The organism is Lysobacter sp. CA196 (genome assembly GCF_052078695.1).
Taxonomy (GTDB): domain Bacteria; phylum Pseudomonadota; class Gammaproteobacteria; order Xanthomonadales; family Xanthomonadaceae; genus Lysobacter.
This window is the reverse complement of sequence record NZ_JBQJIN010000016.1, coordinates 61,201-78,981: the sequence shown is the minus strand read 5'-3', so window position 1 is coordinate 78,981 and position 17,781 is coordinate 61,201. Positions and strand designations below refer to the sequence as shown.

At 65.9% G+C, this 17,781-nt stretch carries 11 protein-coding genes; all 11 read left to right on the top strand.

Annotated features, from left to right (window positions below; genetic code table 11):
* The first annotated feature begins 46 nt into the window (after nucleotides 1–46).
* The 11 genes from ACTOWK_RS15135 to ACTOWK_RS15085 all read left to right on the top strand — a co-directional run bounded on the left by ACTOWK_RS15135 (nucleotide 47) and on the right by ACTOWK_RS15085 (nucleotide 17,748).
* The gene (locus ACTOWK_RS15135) at nucleotides 47–1,669 is read left to right on the top strand and encodes a hypothetical protein (protein WP_441330949.1); all 1,623 of its coding nucleotides are present in this window, start codon (nucleotides 47–49) and stop codon (nucleotides 1,667–1,669) included.
* Nucleotides 1,670–1,931: 262 nt separating this feature from the next.
* Nucleotides 1,932–2,939 carry a glycosyltransferase family 2 protein gene (locus ACTOWK_RS15130; RefSeq protein ID WP_441330948.1) on the top strand — a complete coding sequence of 336 codons (1,008 nt, stop codon included), beginning with the start codon at nucleotides 1,932–1,934 and terminating at the stop codon, nucleotides 2,937–2,939.
* Between the two features lies 1 nt (nucleotide 2,940).
* Complete coding sequence (locus ACTOWK_RS15125) at nucleotides 2,941–3,876, top strand: glycosyltransferase family 2 protein (RefSeq protein ID WP_441330947.1); 936 nt, start codon at nucleotides 2,941–2,943, stop codon at nucleotides 3,874–3,876.
* Nucleotides 3,877–4,231: 355 nt separating this feature from the next.
* Nucleotides 4,232–6,634, top strand: a complete 2,403-nt coding sequence (gene mrcB, locus ACTOWK_RS15120; RefSeq protein ID WP_441330972.1) for a penicillin-binding protein 1B — start codon at nucleotides 4,232–4,234, stop codon at nucleotides 6,632–6,634.
* A 3-nt stretch (nucleotides 6,635–6,637) separates the two neighbouring features.
* Complete coding sequence (locus tag ACTOWK_RS15115) at nucleotides 6,638–7,270, top strand: hypothetical protein (RefSeq protein WP_441330946.1); 633 nt, start codon at nucleotides 6,638–6,640, stop codon at nucleotides 7,268–7,270.
* Nucleotides 7,271–7,277: 7 nt separating this feature from the next.
* Nucleotides 7,278–9,401 carry an ATP-dependent DNA helicase gene (locus tag ACTOWK_RS15110; protein ID WP_441330945.1) on the top strand — a complete coding sequence of 708 codons (2,124 nt, stop codon included), beginning with the start codon at nucleotides 7,278–7,280 and terminating at the stop codon, nucleotides 9,399–9,401.
* A gap of 20 nt (nucleotides 9,402–9,421) precedes the next feature.
* Nucleotides 9,422–9,853: a VOC family protein gene (locus tag ACTOWK_RS15105; RefSeq protein ID WP_441330944.1), complete on the top strand. Its 432-nt coding sequence runs from the start codon at nucleotides 9,422–9,424 to the stop codon at nucleotides 9,851–9,853.
* 89 nt (nucleotides 9,854–9,942) lie between these two features.
* Nucleotides 9,943–10,680 (top strand): tRNA (adenosine(37)-N6)-threonylcarbamoyltransferase complex dimerization subunit type 1 TsaB, encoded by a 738-nt coding sequence (tsaB, locus tag ACTOWK_RS15100; RefSeq protein ID WP_441330943.1) that lies wholly within the window; start codon nucleotides 9,943–9,945, stop codon nucleotides 10,678–10,680.
* 32 nt (nucleotides 10,681–10,712) lie between these two features.
* On the top strand, nucleotides 10,713–11,204 hold the full coding sequence (locus ACTOWK_RS15095) for a hypothetical protein (RefSeq protein ID WP_441330942.1): 492 nt from the start codon (nucleotides 10,713–10,715) through the stop codon (nucleotides 11,202–11,204).
* Nucleotides 11,205–11,516: 312 nt separating this feature from the next.
* Nucleotides 11,517–11,996, top strand: coding sequence for a hypothetical protein (locus ACTOWK_RS15090; protein ID WP_441330941.1), 480 nt, complete (start codon nucleotides 11,517–11,519; stop codon nucleotides 11,994–11,996).
* A 139-nt stretch (nucleotides 11,997–12,135) separates the two neighbouring features.
* Nucleotides 12,136–17,748 (top strand): IPT/TIG domain-containing protein, encoded by a 5,613-nt coding sequence (locus tag ACTOWK_RS15085; protein ID WP_441330940.1) that lies wholly within the window; start codon nucleotides 12,136–12,138, stop codon nucleotides 17,746–17,748.
* Nucleotides 17,749–17,781: the final 33 nt, after the last annotated feature.

Below are 17,781 nucleotides of genomic sequence, written 5' to 3'. Positions count from 1 at the left end.
GATCCTGGAGACAGCCGGCACATGCACCGGCGAAGACGCGGCAGTCATGCGGCGGCGCTATCCTGTCGCGGTGAAGCACGATCCGCCGTCCCCGTCCGACACCTCCGCCCTGCGCATCGAGCCGGTGGCGGGGGACTACAGCGCCTTGCGCTTCGATCGGGCCCCGCCGCGCGAGCGCGACCATGCGCTAGGTGTGCGGCGTTGGGGGCTGCGCGGTGCGATCGTCGTCGCTGCGGTCTTGTTGTTGGCGCTGATCCTGGGCCGGCAGACGCTGTCGGATTGGCTGTGGCCGGACACCCGCGCGCAGAGCCTGCGCGAAGAAGCGGCGCGGGCCTTGAGCGAAGGCCGGTTGAGCTCGGCCGACGGCCACGGCGCGCGCGAGTTGTTCGAGGCCGCGCTGGCTCTCGATCCCGACCGGAGCGACGCTCGCGAAGGCCTGGTCAAGGTCGGCCGGGTCGCGCTCGCTCAGGCCCGCCAGGCGATCGACGGCGGACATTTCGACTTCGCCCGGCAGCGGCTCGATCTGGCCCGCCAATTGGCGACGCCGCGCGACCAGGTCGAAGCGATGGCGCGCCGGTTGCGCGAACGCGAAGCGGCCCATGCCGGGCTCGACCGGCTGGTCGCCGATGCCGCGGCCGCGCGCGCGCAGGGTCGCCTCGACGGCACGCCCGATGCGGCCCTGCCGCTGTATCTGCAGGTGCTCGCGTTGCAACCGCAACGCAACGACGCCCTCGAAGGGCGCGACGACACCCTCGCCGACCTATTGCAGTCGGCGCGAAAGGCCTTGACCGACGGCGAACTCGCGCGTGGCGCACTCGGCATCCAGCGGGTGCAGGCGGCCGACCCCGGCCATGCCGATCTGCCGGATGCGCTGACTTTGCTCGAAAGCCATGTCGAACGGCGCCGCCGCGAAAGCGACCTGGCCCTGCGCCGGCAGCGTTTCGACGACGCGCTGGCCGGTTACAGCGACCTGCTCGCGGTGCATGCGGACGACGAGGCGGCGCGGCGCGGGCTGGCCGCGGTCGCCGACGCCTATGCCGCGCGCAGCGAGCGCCTCGCCGCGGATTTTCGGGTCCCCGAGGCCGAGGCCGTGCTGGCGCGCGCGCGCGGCATCGCCGAGAGCGCAGCGATCGAGGTGCCGGCGGTCGCGACCGCCCAACAACACCTCGACCGGGCCCGCGAATCGCGCAAGCGCTTCGAGCAGCAGGCGCCGGCCGCGCAACGCCAATCGTTGCGCCGCTTGTTGAGCGAAGCCGCCGCCGCCGAACAGCGCGGCGACCTGCTGACCCCGCCGGGCGACAGCGCCTACGACAAATTGCGCGCGGCCCAGGCGATCGCACCGCAGGACCCTGCGGTGCGCGCCGCCGCGGCGCGCCTGTTGCCGGCGGCCAAGCGTTGTTTCGACAAGGAGTTGAGCGCCAATCGTCTCTCTCGCGCCGGCGAATGCCTGGATGCGCGGCGCGCCCTCGAAGGCGGCGGCGCCCCGGCGCGCGAAGCCGCCGCGCGCCTGGCCCAGCGCTGGATCGCGGTCGGCGACGAACGCCTGGGCGCCGGCGAACTGCGCGCCGCCCGCAGCGCGCTCGACGCCGCCCGCTCGCTCGACGCCCGCGCCGCCGGTATCGAAGAACTCAGCGCCCGCGTGCGCAGCGCCGAGGCGGCGTCGAACTGAGGCGACATCGAACTGAGTCGGACGTTTGGGGCTTTCGCAACGCCCGGCATCGGTCGTCATGGCGCGAAGCCGGCGAGTACCGGCCGTTTCCCGGATTTGCGCGGGCCGGGTGGGGTTCGGTACAGCGTCGCGGCATCGCCTGAGCGATAATGGCGCGATTCCTGCCGAGCCTCGATGCGCCCTTGCCCTTCGACACGCCATTCGCCGTTGTTCGATCTCCGCTGCCGCGGCTTCATCGCCCGCGCGCCGAGCGCGTGCCGGAATGAGCGCAGCCGATCCGCGCGACGGGGCCGCGGCCTTGGTCGCGACCGTGGTGCTGTGCACCTATAACGGCCTGCGCTATCTGCCGGCCCAGCTCGACAGCCTGCTCGCCCAGCAACGGCTGCCGGACCGGATCGTGGTCGCCGACGATGCCTCGACCGACGCGACCTGGGCCTTGCTCGGCGAGTTCGCCGCGCGCGCCGGCGAGCGCGGCATCGAGGTCGATCTGCACCGCAATCCGGCCAACCTCGGTTACCTGCGCAACTTCGAGGCGGCGCTGCGGCGCGCCGGCGACGGCGTGGTGTTCCTGTGCGACCAGGACGACGTCTGGCACCCGAACAAACTCCAGGACTTTCTCGAATCCTTCCGCCGCCGGCCGGCGTTGACGGTCTTGCACGGCGACTCGCGTCTGGTCGACGGCGAGGGCCGCGAGCTCGGCCAGCGCATGTTCCAGACCCTGGAGATCGCCGACTGGGAACTGGCGGCGGTGCACGGAGGCGGCGGTTTCGACGTGCTGCTCCGGCGCAATATCGTGACCGGCGCGACCATGGCGATGCGCCGCCACTTGCTCGACCGCGCCTTGCCGATTCCGGACGGTTGGGTCCACGACGAATGGTTGGCCTTGATCGCGGCCGCGACCGGCGAGATCGACTGCATCGAGGCGCCGACGGTCGACTATCGGCAGCACGGCGGCAACCAGATCGGCGCGCGCCGGCGCACGTTGCTCGAGCGCCTGGGCGGCGGCAGGCAACGGCGCGAACACATGCAGGCGATGGTCGCCAAGCTCGACGCGCTGCGCCGGCATATCGATGACGCGCGTCTCGAGGTCGGCACGGACAAACGTGCGGCGATCGACGAACGTTGCGCCCATCTGCGCTTGCGTCTCGCCATGCCGGCCGGTTTCGGCCAGCGCCTGCCGCTGATTCGCGAAGAATGGCGCCAGGGTCGGTACCACCGTTATTCGGCCGGGTTGCGCTCGCTGGTCTGCGATCTGCTGGGGCTGCGCTGACATGACCACCGCCAGCCCGGCCGCCGCATCGCAGCGCATCGACGTCTGCGCCGCCATCGTCACCTATCAGCCGCAGATCGACCTGCTCGAGCGCGTCATCGCCTCGGTCAAGGATCAGGTCGGGCGGGTGCAGATCTTCGACAACGCCAGCACCGGCGAGCCGCTGGATGCGTTTTTCGAGCGGCTGCGCGGGCAGGGCATCGAGGTGTTCCGCTCCGAGCGCAACGTCGGCCTGGGCTGCGCGATCAACCACGCCGCGCGCGCCGCGCGCATGGCCGGGTTCGGCCGGGTGTTGTTGATGGACCAGGACAGCATCGTCGACGCGGACATGGTCGCGGTGTTGATGCATCACCTGCAGGCCTTGCGTGAGCAGGGGCCGGTGGCCGCGGTCGGGCCGCAGTTCCGCGACGAGCGCACCGGCGAGGTCGCGCCGTTCGTGCAGATCGCCTTCCCGATGAACCGCAAGCTCTACGGCGGGCCGGGGCAGGTGGTCGACTGCGACTTCCTGATTACCTCGGGCACCTTGCTGCCGCTGGACGTGCTCGACACGGTCGGCGGCATGGACGAGGGCTTGTTCATCGACAACGTCGATATCGAGTGGAGCGCGCGCGCGCGCCATCGCGGCTATCGCCTGTACGGCATCTGCGACGCGCGCATGCAGCACCGTATCGGCGAACTGGTCCAGGTCTCCCGCCTGATTCCCTACCGCACCGTGGTGCACAGCCCGACCCGGCTGTACTACATGATGCGCAACCGCGTGCTGTTATACCGCCGCGTCGAAGTGCCGCGCCGCTGGATGGCGCAGGACCTGCCGCGCCTGGTGCTGAAATTCGTCGGCACCGCCGTGCTGTTGAAACCGCGCCTGGCCTATCTGCGCGCGATGCTGCGCGGCCTGCGCGACGGTCTGCGAGGCCGCGACGGGGTGATGCCAAGTTAACCCGGCTGAAAAACAAAGCCGAAGCGCCTGTCCAAGCGCGACATCGCTCCGCCAAAACCAGCGGCAGCCTGCGACCCGGCAGCCCCAGCGTGCCCACCCGCCGCCCGCGTCGCCCCAGCCCCCTCGACCGCCACCTCGGCCCCCGCGCCCTGGCCATCGCCAGCTCCGGCCGCTGCCCGCGAACCACCCCACCCAGACCGCATCGCATCCACCCCCGCCGGCCCCTCCAGCTCAGCCTCAGCCCGCATTCACCGGGTATGAACGCCGATGCCGCCGCCATGGGCCCCCGGGCACGGCTTCCGGATGCCTGCGCTAGACTTGCCGCGACTCCCTGTGTTGCATATCCGTGGCCCGAATCGATTACGACGAAGACGAGCTCGACAACGACGGTAATGACGGCGACGGCCATGCGCCGACCTGGCGCCGCCGACTGGTGACCTGGGCCTTGGCCGCGATCGGCCTGGGGCTCGGTTTCCTGATTCCGTACACGCTCTATCTCAATCACGAGGTCGGCCAGCGCTTCGGTCAGTTGCGCTGGCAGATTCCGACCCGCGTCTATGCGCGTCCGCTCGAACTGGCGCCGGGCCTGGCCCTGGATCCGGGTACGCTGAAGACCGAACTCGACGCCGCCTCCTACCGCGAGGACAGCGGCGAGCGTCCCGGTACCTATGCCCGCCAGGGTGGCCGTTTCACCGTCGCCAGCCGCGGCTTCAACGATGTCGACGGCGCCGTGCCGGCACGGCGCATCGAAGTCGTGGTGTCGGGCGGCCGAGTCGCCAGCCTGCGCGACCTGACCTCGCGCAAGTCGCTGAAGACTGCGCGTCTGGACCCGGCGCGCATCGCCACCTTGTACGGCCAAAAGCAGGAGGAACGCCGCCTGGTGCGGATCGAGGAAGTGCCCGAGCTGCTGGTCACCGGCCTGCAGGCCGTCGAGGACCGCGACTTCGCCCACCACATGGGCATCGACCTCAGCGGCATGGCGCGCGCGGCGTTCAAGAACGTCGCCGCCGGCCGCGCCAAGCAGGGCGCCAGCACCCTGACCCAGCAGCTCGCGCGCAGCGGCCTGCTCGGCATCGGCCAGGAGCAGACCCTGACCCGCAAGGGCAAGGAAATCATCTACGCCCTGTTGATGGAGGCGCGCTACGACAAGCGCACCATCCTCGAGGCGTATTTCAACCAGGTTTATCTCGGCCAGCGCGGCTCGCAGGCCATCCACGGCGTCGCCGCGGCCTCCGAGTTCTGGTTCGGCCGCGACCTGCGCGATCTCAACACCGAACAGATCGCGCTGTTGATCGGCATCGTGCGCGGCCCGTCCTACTACGACCCGCGGCGCAATCCCGAACGCGCGTTGGAGCGGCGCAATTTCGTCCTCGGCGAGATGCACGAAACCCAGCTGATCGACGACAAGGAATACCAGCGCGCGCTGAAGACGCCGCTCGGCATCACCCAGAACCCGGGCAACATCGCCGCCAACCGCTTCCCGGCCTATGTCGACCTGGTCCGCCGTCAACTGGCCCGCGATTACCCGGCCGACGCGCTCGCCGGCGCCGGCCTCAGCGTCATGAGCGGCATGTCGCCGTCGGCGCAGGCGCAGGCCGAAGGCTCGGTCGCGCGCACCCTCAAGAGCCTCGACAGCAAGCGCCGTCCGCCGTTGCAGGCAGGTCTGGTCGTGACCGACGTGCACAACGGCGAAGTCGTCGCCGTGGTCGGCAGCCGCGAGTTCACCGAGCACGGCTTCAATCGCGCGGTCGAAGCGCAGCGCCCGGTCGGTTCGTTGTTGAAGCCGTTCGTGTACCTGCTGGCATTGGCGCAGCCGAACGAATTCAGCCTGGCCTCGTGGGTCGACGATTCGCCGGTCACGGTCAAGCTCGGCCGCGGCCGCAACTGGAACCCCGGCAATTCCGACGGCCGCAGCCACGGCCTGGTGCGCATGGTCGATGCGCTGGCCATGTCCTATAACCAGGCGACGGTACGGATCGGCATGAAGGTGGCGCCGGAACGCGTCGCCGACCTGATCAAGACCCTGGCCGGCATCGAAGCGCCGAACAACCCCTCGCTGATCCTCGGTGCGGTCGACCAGAGCCCGTACGCGATGGCGCAGCTGTACCAGTTCCTCGCCTCGGGCGGCGAAATTCAACCGCTGCATGCGGTGCGCGGCGTGCTCGGCAGCGACGGCAAGGCGGTCAAGCGTTACGACAAGGAACCCGCGCCGGCGCAGGAAGGCGACGCGATCGCCGCGCGTCTGATCACCATCGCCCTGCAGCAGGCGGTCAGCAACGGCACCGGCCGGCAGTTGATCGGCGATGGCCTCGGCCGTCTCTCGCCCGCGGGCAAGACCGGCACCAGCAACGACGGCCGCGACAGCTGGTTCGCCGGCTGGACCGGCGATCATCTGGCGGTGATCTGGGTCGGCAACGACCAGAACCAGACCACCGGCCTGTACGGTGCGACCGGTGCGATGCGGGTGTGGTCGGCGATCTTCTCGCGCCTGCCGACCGCGCCGCTCAAGGTCACCGACAAGGGCCTGGATTGGCAGGCCGTGATCGGCACCCACACCACCGACGCCAGCTGCGTCGGCGCGCGCCGCTTCCCGTTCGTCGCCGGCTTCGCGCCCGAGTACGCACCGTGTCCGGCGCCGCAAGCCGAAGGCGAAGCGTCCGGCGGCGGTTGGCGCGAATGGTTCGGCATCGGCAAGGACAAGGAAGAACCCGCGCGCGAACCGGCGCCGTCTCCCGATTCCCCGCCCCCGGAGCAGTAAGTCATGCAATGCAGCGATTACACGAGCGCCTTCCCCCGAAGCGCCCGGCTTAAAGGCATCGTCGTGGTCGCGCTGGCCAGCCTGGCCAGCGCCTGCGCGGTCGCGCCGCCGCAGCCGACCCAGTTGGCCGAAGCGAGTTTCAACGGCGAGGCCGCGGTCGCCGCGGTGCGCGCTGCCGCCGGCGGCGCTGCGCGCGAGCTCGACGTGCAACCGATCCGCGATCCGCAAGTCGAGGACCTGCGCCAGCAGGCCGCGCAACTGGAACGCGCACGCAAGTACGTCGAAGCCGCCGCCGCGCTCGACCAGGCGCTGCAGATCAACGCCGCCGACCCGGCGCTGCTGCAGGAACGCGCCGAAGCGGCGCTGCTGCAACACCGCCTCGACGATGCCGAACGCTACGCGCAGAAGGCCTTCGATTCCGGCTCCCAGGTCGGCCCGCTGTGCCGCCGACATTGGGCGACCATCGCCCAGGTGCGGCAGGCCAAGCTCGATGGCGTCGGTGCGGCGATGAAACTGGCGCAGCGGCAGGAGCATTACGACGCCCTGATGCCGCAGCGCAACCAGCTCACCGAGGCGAAGAAGCAGGCACAGGCTAAAATCGACGTCTGCACGGTCGCAGCGCCAGCGCGGTATTGAATCGGATATGGAACCCAGCCGCCTTGGCGTAGCCAGTCGTGCCGCGCTGAGCGAGGGCGGCGACCTCGCGCGCAATATCGCCGCGTTCGCGCCGCGCTCGGCGCAGCAGGATTTGTCGGTGGCGATCGCCGACGCCTTCGAATCGCGTACCACCCTGCTCGCCGAAGCCGGCACCGGCACCGGCAAGACCTTCGCTTATCTGGTCCCGGCGCTGTTGTCCGGGCTCAAGACCATCGTCTCGACCGGCACCCGCGCGCTGCAGGACCAGCTCTATCACCGCGACCTGCCGCGGGTGCGCGACGCCCTCGGCGTCGGCCTGAAGACCGCGCTGTTGAAAGGCCGCGCCAATTATCTGTGCAAGTACCGCACCGAGCAGGCCAAGGGCGAGCCGCGTTTCACCAGCCGCGAATACGCCGCCCAGTTCCAGCGCATCGTCAGCTGGGCCGGGCGCACGCGCATGGGCGATCTGGCCGAGCTGGACGCCTTGCCGGAAGACTCGCCGCTGCTGCCGATGGTCACCTCGACCGCGGAGAACTGCCTCGGCAGCGAGTGCCCGATGTTCGGCGACTGCTTCGTGATCCAGGCGCGCCAGCGCGCCCAGGCTGCCGACCTGGTCGTGGTCAACCATCATCTGTTGCTCGCCGACCTGGCCTTGAAGCAGGAAGGCTTCGGCGAAATCCTGCCGGGCGCGCAGGCCTTCGTCGTCGACGAAGCGCATCAGTTGCCCGACCTGGCCTCGCAGTTCTTCGGCGAGGCGATCAGCGCACGGCCGCTGGTCGAGCTGGCGCGGGATGCCCTGGCCGAATGCAAGCAGGTCACCGGCGCGCTCGCCAGCGTGCAGGGGCCGGCGCGCGAACTCGAACAGGCGGTGCGCACGGTGCGCGCGGCCATGGACGAATTGCCGGTGCGCGCGACCCGCCGACGCGCCGCCGAATTGCCGGAGGTGGAAGCGGCGTTCGATACCCTGGCCGCGGCCTTGCGCAGCATGCGGTCCACCCTGGAACCGCTGCGCGCCGCTGCGCCGGGTTTCGACAGTTGCCATGCCCGCGCCAAGGACTTCGAGGTCAAGCTGCGGCGTTGGCGCGGCCCGGCCGTCGCGCGCCCGCCGACCGAGGTCGAGGTCGTCGAAGAAGACGACGATTTCGAGCCGCCGCGCAGGCCGGTGGAGGAGGTCGCGGTCGAAGCGGTCGACACCGGGGCGGCCGTCGACGAGGACGAAGAAGAACAACAAACGCCCGCCGGCCCCGACAGCAGCGTGCTGTGGTACGAACTGACCGCGCGCGGTTTCCGCCTCAGCCGCACCCCGCTCGACGTGGCCGGCCCGCTGGCCGAGCATCGCGAACGTTCGCGTGCGTCGTGGGTGTTCACCTCGGCGACCCTGGCGATCGGCGGCCAGTTCCAGCATTACGCGACCAAGCTCGGCCTGGTCGAACCCAAGACCCTGCTCGCGCCGAGCCCGTTCGATTGGGCGCAGCAGGCGCTGTGTTATCTGCCGACCGGCCTGCCCGACCCGGTGGTGCGCCATTACAACGAGAGCATGGTCGACAAGCTGCGGCCGGTGCTCGAAGCCTCGGGCGGGCGCGCCTTCGTCCTGTTCGCCTCGCACCGCGCCCTGCGCGAAGCCGCCGAACTGTTGCGCGGCGGCCCCTGGCCCTTGTTCGTTCAGGGCGAAGCGCCGCGCCACGTGCTGCTGGAGCGCTTCCGCGCTTCCGGCAACGGCGTGCTGCTCGGCGCGGCGAGCTTCCGCGAAGGCGTCGACGTGGCCGGCGAGGCGTTGAGCGTGGTGGTGATCGACAAGCTGCCGTTCGCCGCGCCGGACGACCCGGTGTTCGAAGCGCGGCTGGATGCGATCCGCCGCGGCGGCGGCAACCCGTTCCGCGACGAACAGCTGCCGCAGGCGGTGATCGCGCTGAAGCAGGGCGCCGGGCGCCTGATCCGCAGCGAAACCGATCGCGGCGTGCTGGTGTTGTGCGACCCGCGCCTGATCTCCAAGAGCTACGGCAAGACCTTCCTCGATTCGCTGCCGCCGCTGCCGCGCACGCGCCGGGTCGAGGACGTGGCCGGCTTCTTCGCCGGCGAGCCCTTGAGTCTAGAATCGTCCTCGTCGGTCGATGAAGACCACTACCGCTGATCCGCGAGGAGGGTAGGAGCATGACGGAGCGCAAACCGCGTGTGCACGGCCTGGGTGGCGTGTTCTTCAAGGCCGACGACCCGGCCGCGCTGGCGGCCTGGTACGCCAGGCACCTCGGTGTCGGCGTGGAGGACTGGGGCGGTGCCCTGTTCCCCTGGGGCCGGCTCGATGGCGAGGGCCGGCCGACCGGCGAGAAGGGCTATACGCTGTGGTCGCCGTTCAAGGCCGATACCGAGTACTTCCAGCCCAGCAGCAAGTCCTACATGGTGAACTTCCGCGTCGACGACCTCGAAGCGACCCTGATCGGCCTGCGCGAAGAAGGCTGCCAGGTGCTCGACCGTTTCGAGGACGGCGAGCAGGGCAAGTTCGGCTACGTGCTCGACCCCGAGGGCGGCCTGATCGAACTGTGGCAACCGAACCCGAACGATCCGGCGGTCGCCGACGGCGAGTGAGGCGCATGCCGTGGGCGCGCAAGCGGCTTCGGCATCGCCCGCATGAGACAATCGCGGCGCGCGACAGCCGTCCGACATCATCGAGCCCCATGAAACTGCTAGCGTTCGAAACCGCCACCGAAGCCTGCTCCGTCGCCTTGTGGCTGGACGGAGAAGTGCGCGAGCGTTTCGAGCTGGCGCCGCGGCGCCACGCCGAACTGTCCTTGCCCTGGGCCGAGCAGTTGTTGGCCGAGGCTGGGGTGCGCCGGTCCGAACTCGATGCGATCGCGATCAGCCGCGGCCCGGGTGCGTTCACCGGCGTGCGTCTGGCGATCGCCATCGCGCAAGGCATCGCCCTGGCCCTGGACCGGCCGATCGTGTCGGTGTCGACCCTGGCCGTGCTGGCCTTGCGCGCGCATCCGCTCGCCGCGACGAGCGCCGGCGGCGACGCACTGCGCGTGTACGCCGCGATCGATGCGCGCATGGGCGAGGTCTACACCGGCGCGTTCGAACTGCGTCATGGCGATGCGCTCGCGCTCGATGAGGAAGTGGTGATCGCTCCCGATGCTGCGGTCGTTCCCGGCGATGCCGCCGGCTGGCTCGGCGTCGGCACCGGCTTCGCCGCGACCCACGGTGCTTTGCAACAGCGCGTCGGCGCGCGCTTCGCCGGCATCGATGCCGAAGCCTTGCCGCACGCGGCCGATCTCGCGCGCTTGGCGGCGTTGGCGTATGCGCGCGGCGAAGCGGTCGCACCCGAACTCGTCGAGCCCGCCTACCTGCGCAACAACGTCGCCCTGACCATTGCCGAGCAAGTGGCTCTGCGCAGCGAACGTAAGGCCGCGTCCTGATTCACGAATTCGCGCAGAAGGAGTGAGCTGTCATGTTCCGATACATCCTTAAAAGCGAACACGACACCTGCTTCGATCCTTACTTCGACTACATCGCCGGCCTAAAAGGAGCGATCGACGAGGCGCTGTACGAATTCGTCGCGGATGTGGGGCGCTACGACCTTCGCTCGAAGGGCTCGTTGCACGACGCGTGGCTGCGCCGCCTGACGCTGACCATGTCCGAAATCGCCGAGCATCCGGTGCGCCAGAACCTGCACATGGAACTGCTCGGTCCGTATCACGACCGGGTCTTCCATCTGTATTACGGCGATGTGCTGAGCTATTCGTACTCTCAGCAAGCTAGACGGCGCTCGGGTCAGCAGGATCTGCTGGTGCACGAGTTCCGCCTGGGCGCACAGGGCGAGTTCGAACACGTATTCGAGTTCGACGACGGCCTGACGATCTCGATCGTCTGCCGCTCGATGCGCTTCGAGGAAATCCCGCTTGAGGTCGAAGCCGAGACCGAAACCGGTCCCGACGCTTGAGCCTTTACTTGTCTACGAGCGACCAGTCCGGAGGGCTTCGCAACTGGACTGCCTAGTTCCGTTCGCCAGCGTATCTATTGGCATTCCGCGCGAAAAGCAAGCTAGGGCAGACGTAGGCGTCCGTAAGACGAGTAGACCACTGGAACTAGCGATTCACCTCCATTCAGGTGTGGCGCGGACTTCCTGCCTTTTGTCTTTCTGAGGTCATTCAATTGGAGGCATGCTAGATCGCGCTTTCGGGGGCTGCTGGCGACCGATCGCGTCGGGAAAGAAAATGTAAGATGCGGCTCTTCAGTACGGGGGAATCGATCGATGGGTAATGCGAAGCTTCTACTGTCTGCAGTTCTGGCCACGTCCTTCTTTGTGACGGCTTGTGCACAGAAGGCCGACGGTGAAAAGGCTGCGGACACGAAACCCGCGCAGGCCAAGACGTCGGCTCTGAGCTTGTTCGCGCTGAATGTAGGCAACAGCCAGCAAACGGATGGCTCGGTACTCCCTTCCACGCTGTTTCTTCCAGACGACAAGCTCATTGCCTCGATCAACACCAAGGGCAAAGCGACGTCCGTTCCTGTGACCGCGACACTCACCGCGATGACCGATGGTCGGGTATTGGACGAAGTAGCCAAGAGCATCACTACATCGGTGGATGCCACGTCCAACTTTGAGTTCTCCAGGCAAGCGCCTGCCTGGGCCATCGGTCGCTATCTCATTGTGGTCAGCATCGATGGAAAGAAGGTCGGGCAACAGGAGATCGAAGTGGTTCAGTCGTTACCCGAAGGGGCCCGGCCCTAAACCGGGGCGATGACTGGCCATCCAGGCATCCTCGATCCACGCAATGAACGAAATGCCGGGATAGCTCCGGCGTGCCGCAAACGGACGCAATTCGAATTCAGGAAGCCTGGTCCGCCGGGCTGCTCTTGGAGAGAGCAATATGGAAAAGGACGTGGGGTTGGGCCGTCGGGTGACGGGCGATGAGGTTCGGCGCGGAATTTTTTCCGCTCGCCAAGGCAGGGCGGCCTCCAATGGCTTCGCTAAATGGCTGGCCTTGCTCCTCGGCATTGTCGTATTGATCGGCGGCTCGTTCGCGTTGGCGGCGAAGTACGTATACGACGATAACGGCCGACTGGTCGTGACCGTCAACGAACAGTCCGGCGAAAGCGCGCGCTATGTCTACGACAAAGTAGGCAATCTGCTGCGGATCGAACGCCTGGCAGCCGGTCAAGTCGCCATTTTCACGTTCCTGCCTGCCCGTGGCGGCATCGGCGTTCCGGTCAGGATCGAGGGACAAGGATTCGGCGCTACGCCGGCCGAGAATATCGTGCGCTTCAACGGCACCGCGGCGACCGTAACCCGCGCTGCGACGACGGAACTCGACGTGCTGGTGCCGGCTGGTGCCAGCACCGGGCCGCTGACCGTAACGGTGGGCAGCCAAACGGCGACGGGTCCGTCCGATTTCGTGATCGACGAGAGCGCCCAGCCTCCGGTAATTACGGGCATCAGTCCGTTGATCGGCCATAGTGGCACGGCGGTGACCGTTGCCGGCAGCCGGCTGTATCCCGCGCCGGATCTTACGCGTGTCCTCCTTGGCAGCCGTGTTGCGGTACCGAGCAGTACCAGCGATACCCAATTGGTTTTCTCGGTTCCGCTGCGGGCCGGTTCCGGGGGAGTCACCGTCAGCACGCCCTATGGCAGCGCACAAAGCGCCGAAGAGTTCGTCGTCTTGCCGGGTGAGGTGAATGCCGCCGATGTCGTCAATGCGGGCCGGCTCTCACCCGATGTGCAGCGCACGTTGTCGACGACCGCGGCCAACCAACAGATCGCCCTGTTACTGGATCCGACAGCCAAAGACCTGACGAGCCTCCAGTTCGGCGGCTTGTCCACGGTGCCGATGGCATATGCCTTGTATGGACCAGATAATCGGAATCTAGCGAGCGGCAACGTCAGCGTGACGCAACCGTCCGTGCATCTGCCTCGTTTGAGCGCGGGTGTGCACCTTTTGTTGCTCAAGCCGGTCGAGCCGTCGTCGTGGAGCCTGGTCTGGGAAAATAATTCACTACTCGGGCCCCAGTCCGAGTCCAGCACCGTAACCACGGTCACTCCGTACCAAAGCAAGCGACTGCTGCTGAATGTTGCCGCGGGAGATAATCTCGGCATTGGCGTGCACGACTTGGTTACGCCGGGTTCGACGCGTTCGATCCGAACGACGGTATTCCGTTCGGATGGCAGCCAACTGGCATACGAATTATGTTTTGCCGAGAACGATGGCTGCGACTTGAACTTGCCGCTGTTGACTATGCCGGGGCAGTACAGCGTCGTGTTCGAGCCCGCTTCCGATGGGGCCCGGACGTACTCGTTGAAAACTTCGCTGAGCGCCGATCAGGCGGTGGCATTGGTGCCCGATGCGATCGTTCCGCTCTCATTGGGGCGGCGCGGCGAGAATGGCCGGCTGACGTTCGCAGCCCAAGCGGGGCAGACCTTGGCATTCAATGCAAGCAGCCAAGTTACATCGCCGGTAAACCGCGATGTGTACTACACGGTGTACAAGCCGGATGGAAGCGTCTTGCAACAAGGAAGTACGAAGACCGGTCTTACCCAGAATATGCCGAAGCTGCCGGTCGGCGGAAATTACTGGATTTATGTCGACCCGAATTATGGAGAGACCTATTCGGCCCAGGTCGTGCTGGTCTCCGGTCAAAGCGGCGAACTGACGTCTGGGCTACAGTCGGTCGATTTTGCGACTCAGGCACCGAGTCAGAACGTTTACTTCAACTTCGTCGCGGGGCAAGCAGCAAACCTCGGGCTTGGCATCAGCGATCTGGTGACGCCGGACAGCGGCGGGGCGGTTGGCGTCTATGTCTATCGTCCCGATGGCAGTCAACTCACTTACGAGTACTGCTATGCCGATCAGACCGGCTGCGATGTGAATCTCGCCAACCTCGTTGCCGGCACTTATAGCGTGATGGTCACGCCACCTTCCACCGGGGCACGAACGCTAGCGTTCAAGGCGACTCTAAGTGCCGACGAGGTGCTGCCCTTGAGCTTGGACGTGTCGTCGGCGGTGACTTTGGCGCGTCGCGGACAGAATGCGCGACTGACCTTCACTGCGCAGGCGGGGCAGACTCTCGCCTTCAATGTGGCGGGGCAGTCGACCCAGCCTGCGGGTCGAGACGTGTACTACACCGCGTACAAGCCAGACGGGACTGTGCTCCAGCAAGGCAACACGGTCGCTGGCTTGACGTTGAATCTGGCTAATCTGCCCTCGACCGGCACCTATCAGGTCTTCATGGATCCTGGCCGAGGCGAGACGGCGTCGGCTCAGGTCAAGCTTGTGCCTGGCCAGGTCGGCGGTCCGGACCCTGGTGGTTCGCTCGGCAATTTCGACACGCAGGCCCCGGGTCAGAACGTCTATTTCAACTTCGTGGCCGAACAGGGGGCAAACCTGGGGCTCGGCATCAGTGACCTGGTCACGCCGGGGACGATCGCATTCGCGACGGTCTACGTATACCTGCCGAACGGAAGTCAGCTGACCAACAAACAATGCTCCGCAGAGAGCAACGGCTGCGACTTGGATCTCGCCATCCCCGAAACGGGAACGTACAGCGTCACGGTGACGCCACCGGCCACCGGCAACCGAACCATGGCATTCAAGGCAACCTTGAGCACTGACCAAGTTCGGTCCTTGGCTATCAATGCGCCCGTCAATCTTGAGCTGATACGGCGCGGCGAGAATGCGCGTCTGAAGTTCGCGGGCGTTGTCGGACAAACAGTTGCATTCAATGTCTCCGGCCAAACCACAGGTCCGGCCGGTCGCAACGTGTATTACACGGTGTACAAACCGGATGGGACGACGCTCCAGCAGTCCTCAACCACCACCGGTTTGACGATGAATTTGTTCGAGCTGCCAGCGAATGGCGAGTATTCGGTGTTCGTCGATCCGGAAAAGGGTGAAACCCTCAGTTCCCAGGTCGCCTTGTTGTCAGGCGAGGTCGGAGCCTTGGAGCTAGGAGCAGAGCCAAGAAGTTTTGCGACAATGGCTTCAAAGCAGGACGCCTATCTCACGTTCAACGCGCAACAGGGTGCCGACCTCGGGCTGGGCATCAGCGATCTGGCTACGCCGGGTTCTACCAGTTCCGTATCGGTTACCGTCTTTGGTCCGAACGGTGCGCAGATTTCGCACAAGACTTGCTACGCCGTGGATGACAGCTGCGAATTGGACTTGTGGGATCTTGCTGCGGGTAAACATACGGTGACATTGGTGTCGCTCGGGAACGGCACCATGAGCTTCAAGGCCACGTTGAGTCCGGATGCAGTTCATACATTGACGCCGAACTCGCCATTGAACTTGGCGCTCGCTCGCCGGGGCGAGAACGCAAGGCTCATGTTCATGGCAAACGCGGGCCAGACGTTCGCTTTGGGTATAGCGGGCCAGAGCACCAGCCCGGTCAATCGCACGGTGACCTACACCGCATATAGGCCGGATGGGACGGTGCTGCAACAGCGATCCGGTGCTGCCGACGTCACCATGAATCTGAATGACCTGCCGGTCAGCGGTCAGTACATGGTTTTCGTAGATTCGAACCGGGGCGAAGCACTGGCGGCAAAGGTGACGTTGATCCCCGGCGAGGTGCAGTCGGTTTCTCCAGGTGGCGATCCCGTCAGTTTCTTGACTCAAGCGTCGCAGCAGGAGGCTTATATCCTGTTCGACGCGCAGCAAGGAGCCGATCTGGGGCTGGGCATCAGCGATCTGGCTACACCAGGTTCTACCAGCTCGGTATCGGTCACCGTCTATGGCCCGAACGGGGCCCAGATCTCAACCAAGTCTTGCTATGCAGTGGATGGAAGCTGCGAACTGGATCTATGGGACCTTGCCGCAGGCCGTCATAAAGTGAAGTTGGTGTCGATCGGGAACGGCGCCATGAGTTTCAACGCCACCTTGAGTCCGGATGCGGTTCATGAATTAGCGCCGAATTCGCCATTGAATTTCACGCTCGCTCGCCGGGGTGAGAATGCGAGGTTGTTGTTCACGGCAACTGCGGGGCAGACCTTTGCATTCAATGCGTCGGGGCAGGCCACCGATCCGATCAGTCGTGAGGTGTACTACACCGTATACAAGCCGGACGGGACGGTGTTGCAGCAGCGCCCGAGCAGCGCCGATCTGACCATGAATTTTTATGATCTTCCGGTCAGCGGTCAATACATGGCATTCGTAGATCCGAACCGTGGCGAAACGCTAACGGCGAAGGCGACCCTCATCTCCGGCGAAGTGCGATCGGTTTCTCCTGGTGGCGCGTCTATCGATTTCCTGACTCAGGTATCGCAGCAGGAGGCTTACATCCTGTTCAACACGCAACAAGGGGCCGACCTAGGACTGGGCATCAGCGATCTGGCTACACCGGGTTCTACCAGCTCGGTATCGGTCACCGTCTATGGCCCGAGCGGTGCCCAGATCTCAACCAAGTCTTGTTATGCAGTGGACGGAAGCTGCGAACTGGATCTCTGGGATCTTGCTGCCGGAAATCACATGGCCAAGCTGGCGGGGGTCGGGAAGGGCGCGATGAGCTTCAAGGCCACGTTGAGCCCGGATGCGGTTTATACGTTGACGCCGAATACGCCACTGAGCTTGGCGCTTGCTCGCCCAGGGGAGAACGGCAGACTGATGTTCACCGCAACAGCGGGGCAGACATTTGCGCTGAATGTCTCCGGTTTGACGACCAATCCGTCCAGCCGAGAGGTGTCCTACACCGTATACAAGCCGGACGGAGCGGTGCTGCGGCAGCTTCGGACAATCGGCAACCTGACCATGAACTTGACCGACTTACCTGTTGGTGGCGACTACATGGTGTTTGTGGACTCGAGCCGAGGGGAAACATTGGGTGGTCAGGTAACCCTGGCGTCCGGCGCAATAGGCGTCGTGGAGACAGGCGCCGAGCCGAAGAACTTCGCTACGCAGGTGCCAGGTCAGGAGGCGTATTTCAACTTTACCGTTGGCGCGGGAGCGAACCTGGGCATTGGCCTGTCGGACCTGCTGACCCCGGGAGCACCCTATCCGGCGAATGTCTATGTGTATGGGCCGACCGGAAGCCAAGTGTCGAGCAAGGCCTGCGCCGCGTCGGATGGCGGTTGCGAGATCGATCTGTGGAATCTGGCCGCAGGCAACTACAGCGCAAAAGTGGTGCCACACGCCAATGCCAGTTCGATGAGCTTCAAGGTGTCGATCAGCGCCGATTCGGTAGTGACCTCGCCGCTGGGTACACCGCTGAACTTCGCAGTGGAGCGGCGCGGACAGAACGGACGCTTCAAGTTCACTTCGACGGCTGGCCAGAGTTTCACCTTCGTTATCTCGGGTCAGAGCACGAACCCGGCCGGGCGCGATGTGTATTACACGCTGTACAAGCCCGACGGAACCATGTCGCAGCAACGCAATACCAAGACCGGTTTGACGATGAGCTTCCCCAATCTGCCGGTTGCGGGCGAGTACATGGTCTTCATCGATCCCATGTACGGCGAAACAGTCAGCACGCAGCTGTCATTGAGTTCGCCATGACATACGGATCGACGACTCAGGCAATGTTTGGAT

Coding starts and splice junctions, on each gene's coding strand:
- ACTOWK_RS15115 (WP_441330946.1), top strand. CDS start 6,638: ATGCAATGCAGCGATTACACGAGCGCCTTCCCCCGAAGCGCCCGGCTT.
- tsaB (WP_441330943.1), top strand. CDS start 9,943: ATGAAACTGCTAGCGTTCGAAACCGCCACCGAAGCCTGCTCCGTCGCC.
- ACTOWK_RS15085 (WP_441330940.1), top strand. CDS start 12,136: ATGGAAAAGGACGTGGGGTTGGGCCGTCGGGTGACGGGCGATGAGGTT.
- ACTOWK_RS15090 (WP_441330941.1), top strand. CDS start 11,517: ATGGGTAATGCGAAGCTTCTACTGTCTGCAGTTCTGGCCACGTCCTTC.
- ACTOWK_RS15110 (WP_441330945.1), top strand. CDS start 7,278: ATGGAACCCAGCCGCCTTGGCGTAGCCAGTCGTGCCGCGCTGAGCGAG.
- ACTOWK_RS15125 (WP_441330947.1), top strand. CDS start 2,941: ATGACCACCGCCAGCCCGGCCGCCGCATCGCAGCGCATCGACGTCTGC.
- ACTOWK_RS15135 (WP_441330949.1), top strand. CDS start 47: ATGCGGCGGCGCTATCCTGTCGCGGTGAAGCACGATCCGCCGTCCCCG.
- ACTOWK_RS15095 (WP_441330942.1), top strand. CDS start 10,713: ATGTTCCGATACATCCTTAAAAGCGAACACGACACCTGCTTCGATCCT.
- ACTOWK_RS15105 (WP_441330944.1), top strand. CDS start 9,422: ATGACGGAGCGCAAACCGCGTGTGCACGGCCTGGGTGGCGTGTTCTTC.
- ACTOWK_RS15130 (WP_441330948.1), top strand. CDS start 1,932: ATGAGCGCAGCCGATCCGCGCGACGGGGCCGCGGCCTTGGTCGCGACC.